The sequence below is a fragment of the Nocardiopsis lucentensis DSM 44048 genome, from assembly GCF_000341125.1.
Classification (GTDB): domain Bacteria; phylum Actinomycetota; class Actinomycetes; order Streptosporangiales; family Streptosporangiaceae; genus Nocardiopsis; species Nocardiopsis lucentensis.
Window position 1 is genome coordinate 1 of sequence record NZ_ANBC01000065.1, and the last position, 3,971, is coordinate 3,971.

General features: G+C 73.0%; 3 protein-coding genes and 1 pseudogene. 2 read left to right on the forward strand and 2 right to left on the reverse strand.

Features of this window, described 5'->3' with window-relative positions; all coding sequences use genetic code 11:
• A partial coding sequence (purH, locus tag D471_RS0101945; protein WP_017597067.1) for a bifunctional phosphoribosylaminoimidazolecarboxamide formyltransferase/IMP cyclohydrolase occupies positions 1-1,319 on the reverse strand: 1,319 nt, incomplete at its 3' end.
• Positions 1,316-1,951 (reverse strand): phosphoribosylglycinamide formyltransferase, encoded by a 636-nt coding sequence (gene purN / locus D471_RS0101950; RefSeq protein WP_026127318.1) that lies wholly within the window; start codon positions 1,949-1,951, stop codon positions 1,316-1,318. The genes purN and purH, both read right to left, overlap by 4 nt.
• A 404-nt stretch (positions 1,952-2,355) precedes the next feature.
• Here purN and D471_RS0101955 point away from each other — a divergent pair, with 404 nt between their 5' ends.
• Both D471_RS0101955 and D471_RS0101960 read left to right on the forward strand, forming a co-directional pair.
• The gene (locus tag D471_RS0101955) at positions 2,356-2,751 is read left to right on the forward strand and encodes a hypothetical protein (RefSeq protein ID WP_017597069.1); all 396 of its coding nucleotides are present in this window, start codon (positions 2,356-2,358) and stop codon (positions 2,749-2,751) included.
• 194 nt (positions 2,752-2,945) lie between these two features.
• Positions 2,946-3,971, forward strand: a pseudogene (locus D471_RS0101960) (lipopolysaccharide biosynthesis protein); the annotation flags it as partial.

Below are 3,971 nucleotides of genomic sequence, written 5' to 3' on the forward strand. Positions count from 1 at the left end.
CCCACACCCACGGTCGCGCCCCCGGAGGCGAGCAGGATGGCGTTGGACTTGACCGCGCGCACGGCCCGCCAGGCGAAGGCGAGGTCGGCGAGGGTGGTCTCGTCCGCGGGCTCGCCGGCGGCGAGCGTCCAGTTCGCGGGGTCGTCGCCCTCGGCGTCGATCGCGTCACGGGACTGCACCAGCAGACCGCCGCTGATCTGACGGTTCTCCACACCCGTGGCGAAGCCGGGGTTCTCCACGACCAGGAGGCGGATGTTCTTCTTCTTGGTGAGGATCTCGACGGCCTCGGGCGCGAAGCCCGGGGCGACGACGACCTCGGTGAAGATCTCGGCGATCTGCCCGGCCAGCTCCGCCTCGACCGGGCGGTTGGTGGCGATCACACCGCCGAACGCCGACAGCGGGTCGCAGGCGTGCGCGAGGCGGTGCGCCTCGGCGTTGTCCGCGCCGACCGCGATGCCGCACGGGTTGGCGTGTTTGATGATCGCCACGCACGGCGCGTCGAAGTCGTGGGCGGCGCGCAGGGCGGCGTCGGCGTCGACGTAGTTGTTGTAGGACATGGCCTTGCCGTGCAGCTGCTCGGCGCCGGCCAGCCCGACCGGGGGCACGCCCTCGACCGTGTACAGGGCCGCCTTCTGGTGCGGGTTCTCGCCGTACCGCAGCACGTTCTCTCGGGAGTAGCCGATGCCCAGGTAGGACGGCCAGCCCGACTCGGCGCCCTCCTCGTCGGGGGCGTAGGCGCCCGCGAACCAGGAGGCGACCGCCGCGTCGTAGGTGGCGGTGTGACGGAAGGCGAGCCCGGCCAGGCGCTTGCGCTGCTCCAGGGTGAACCCTCCGTCGCGCACGGCCTGGAGGGTGGCGTCGTAGCCGGCCGGGTCGACGACGACGGCGACGCTGGCGTGGTTCTTGGCCGAGGCGCGCACCATCGCGGGGCCGCCGATGTCGATCTTCTCGACGCAGTCCGCCGCGGAGGCCCCCGAGGCGACGGTCTCCTGGAACGGGTAGAGGTTGACCACGACCAGGTCGAAGGGGGCGATGCCCAGGCCCTCGATGGTGGCGACGTGGTCGGGGTTGGTCTGGTCGGCGAGGAGACCGGCGTGCACGTGGGGGTGCAGCGTCTTGACGCGGCCCTCCATGATTTCGGGGAAGCCGGTGACGTCCTCGACGGGGATGACGGGGATGTCGGCGTCGCGCAGTCGCGCGGCGGTCGATCCGGTGGAGACGATCTCCACTCCGGCCTCGGCCAAGCCGGCCCCCAGCTCCTCCAGACCGGTCTTGTCGTACACGCTGATCAACGCACGCCTGATGGCCTGCTGGGTCACCGCTGCTCCTTCGTGTCGGTCGCGTCCGTGACGCTGTGCTCGGTGCGGCCGAACCGCACGTGCCTGCCGTCGACCGTCCAGCCCTCGCGGGCGAGCCTGCCGACCGTGTCGACCAGCATCCGCCGCTCCACGCCCTTGATGCGCTCGTGGAGGCTGGACTCGTCGTCGCCGTCCTCGACGGGTACCGCCACCTGGTCGATGATCGGCCCGGAGTCGACGCCCTCGTCGAGGAAGTGGATGGTGGTGCCGGTGATCCGGACACCGTGGGCGAGCGCGTCACGCACGGCGTGCGCGCCGGGGAAGGAGGGGAGCAGCGCGGGATGGATGTTGACCGCGGTGTGACGGCCGAGGACTGCGGGGCCCAGGATGCGCATGAACCCGGCGGAGACCACCAGGTCGGGTTCGTACCGGCTGATCCGGTCGGCCATGGCCGCGTCCCACTCGGCACGGTCGGAGTAGTCTCGGAAGGGAACGACGAACGTGGGCACACCGGCCTTCCCGGCCAGTTCGATACCCCCGGTTCCTCGCCGGTCCGAGCCGACGGCGACGATCTCGGCGCCGTACCCGGGGTCCTTGGCCGCGTCGACCAGGGCGGCCATGTTGCTGCCCGTGCCCGATATGAGGACGACCACTCGCGCGGACAATGTGCTTCTCCCAGTGTGTAGAAGGCGGTGCGGGAGCGGGCTCCCGTGTCCGGGGGCGCCGGGGGACGGCGCAGCATCCGGGGTTCGCGCGCCCACAGGGCTTGGGGCCCGTTCCGGACCGCGCCAGGGGCGTCGCTGGGGGGTGACCCGCGCGTTCCCCGCGGAGCGGTGCCCATGGGGTCATGACGGGTGACGGCCGAACCGAGGCGGCCCGTCCGTGTCCCCACCCTATCGGTCCGGGTAGCGTCGGACCCACGGGGACCGGGCCAAGCGCGCCCGGGACCGGACCGCATCCGACTTCGCGGACCCGCCCCGGAGCCACCGACACCGAGGACGGTCCGCGTACGCACGCGGACCACGGCGCCCGATGGGCGCGTCGAAGGAGTGAAACCGTGACCGACAACAGCCCGGAGCCCCGAACCGACGGGCAGACGCCCAAGGTCGAGCGAGGGGGCCTGTGGGGCCTCTTCCTCGGGATGGCTGGCCTGCTGCTCCAGCCCTACGGCGTCGTGCTGTCCGTGTTCGGTGTCGTCCAGGGGTTCCGCGCGCGCCGGTCGGCGCGGGAGAACCGCACCCAGGCGCCCGGGGCCCTGTTGAGCGTGGCGGTGGGAACGCTCGGCATCGTCATGTCACTCGCGGTGGCCTCGGTGTTCCTGATGTACGACGAGGAGGTGCGGGCCTACCGCGACTGCTCGGCCCGCGCGCACACGGTGTCCACGCAGGCGGCGTGTGACGAGGCCTGGGAGTCCGACACCGGCCTGGTCCCGTCGACGGTGTTCACCGGCTGACCCACCCGGACGGGTCGCCCGGAGCCGCGCCGCCCCTGACCGCGGTCACCGTCGGGGCGGCGCGGCCGGGCCTTCCGGATATCCGCCTGCCGGAAACGGCAGTTTCCACAAGCAGCGCGCACCCCCAAGGGGACTACACTTAGTATGCAATCGTTTACTAAAAGTGTCGCACGTGCGCGTGTGGAGAGGACCCGATGGACACCGACGCCCCTGGCCCGCCCGGACCGGAACTGAAGGAGTACACGGCCCTGCTGCGCCGCCGCTGGCGGCTGGTCGGGGTCGGGGTGCTCGGGGGACTGGTCCTCGCCACGGCCGGGGCGGTCGCACTCCCCTCCACCTACGAGTCCACGGCGGCCGTCCAGGTCCGCCCCACCGGCATGGCCGAGTTCACCGGTGAGCGGTCCGGCCGCCTGGCCGGGGACGTCAACCTCGACACCGAGGCGCAGGTCGTGCTGTCCGACCGGGTCTCGGCCGCCGCGGCCGCGGCCCTCGCCGAACCCGACGCCGCCCCGCCGGACACCGGTACGCTGCGGGACCGCGTGTCACTGTCCGTTCCACCCAACAGCAACGTGCTGGAGATCACGTACGCGGCGGGGAGTCCCGAGGCGGCGAGGAAGGGCGCGAACGCCTACGCGCAGGCCTACCTCGAACAGCGTGAGACCGAGGTCGGCGACCTGATCACCGCGCACCTGACCGCCCTGCGCGGCGAGCAGGAGGCCCGCTACGAGGACCTGGCCGAACTGGCCGACGGCTCCTCCGCCCGGGCCGACACCCTGCGTGCCGAGATCGCCGACCTCGGACGCGGTATCGGCCCGCTCACGGCGCTCCAGGAGACCGTCGAGCCTGGCCGGATCATCACCCCCGCGGGCCTCCCCGAGAGCGCGACCTCTCCCATGGTCCCCGTGTGGATCGCCGGCGGCGCCGCCGCGGGGCTGCTCGCCGGGCTCCTCCTCGCGTTCGCCCGCGACCGCCTCGACCCGGTCCTGCGCGACACCGAGGACACCGCGCGGATCGGCGGCGTGCCCGTGCTCCTGGACCTGACGGCGCCGGGCCGGGACGCGCCCGGTCTGTTCGGCGACGACGCCCGAGCGGGCCAACGCGTCAACGAGTGCGCCCACGCGGTGCGCGCCCGCGTCCCCTCCCCGGGTGTCCTGCTCGTCGCGGCCACCTCGCCCGGGCGGGCCGGGCCGACCGCCGCCGTCAACCTGGCCGCCTCCCTC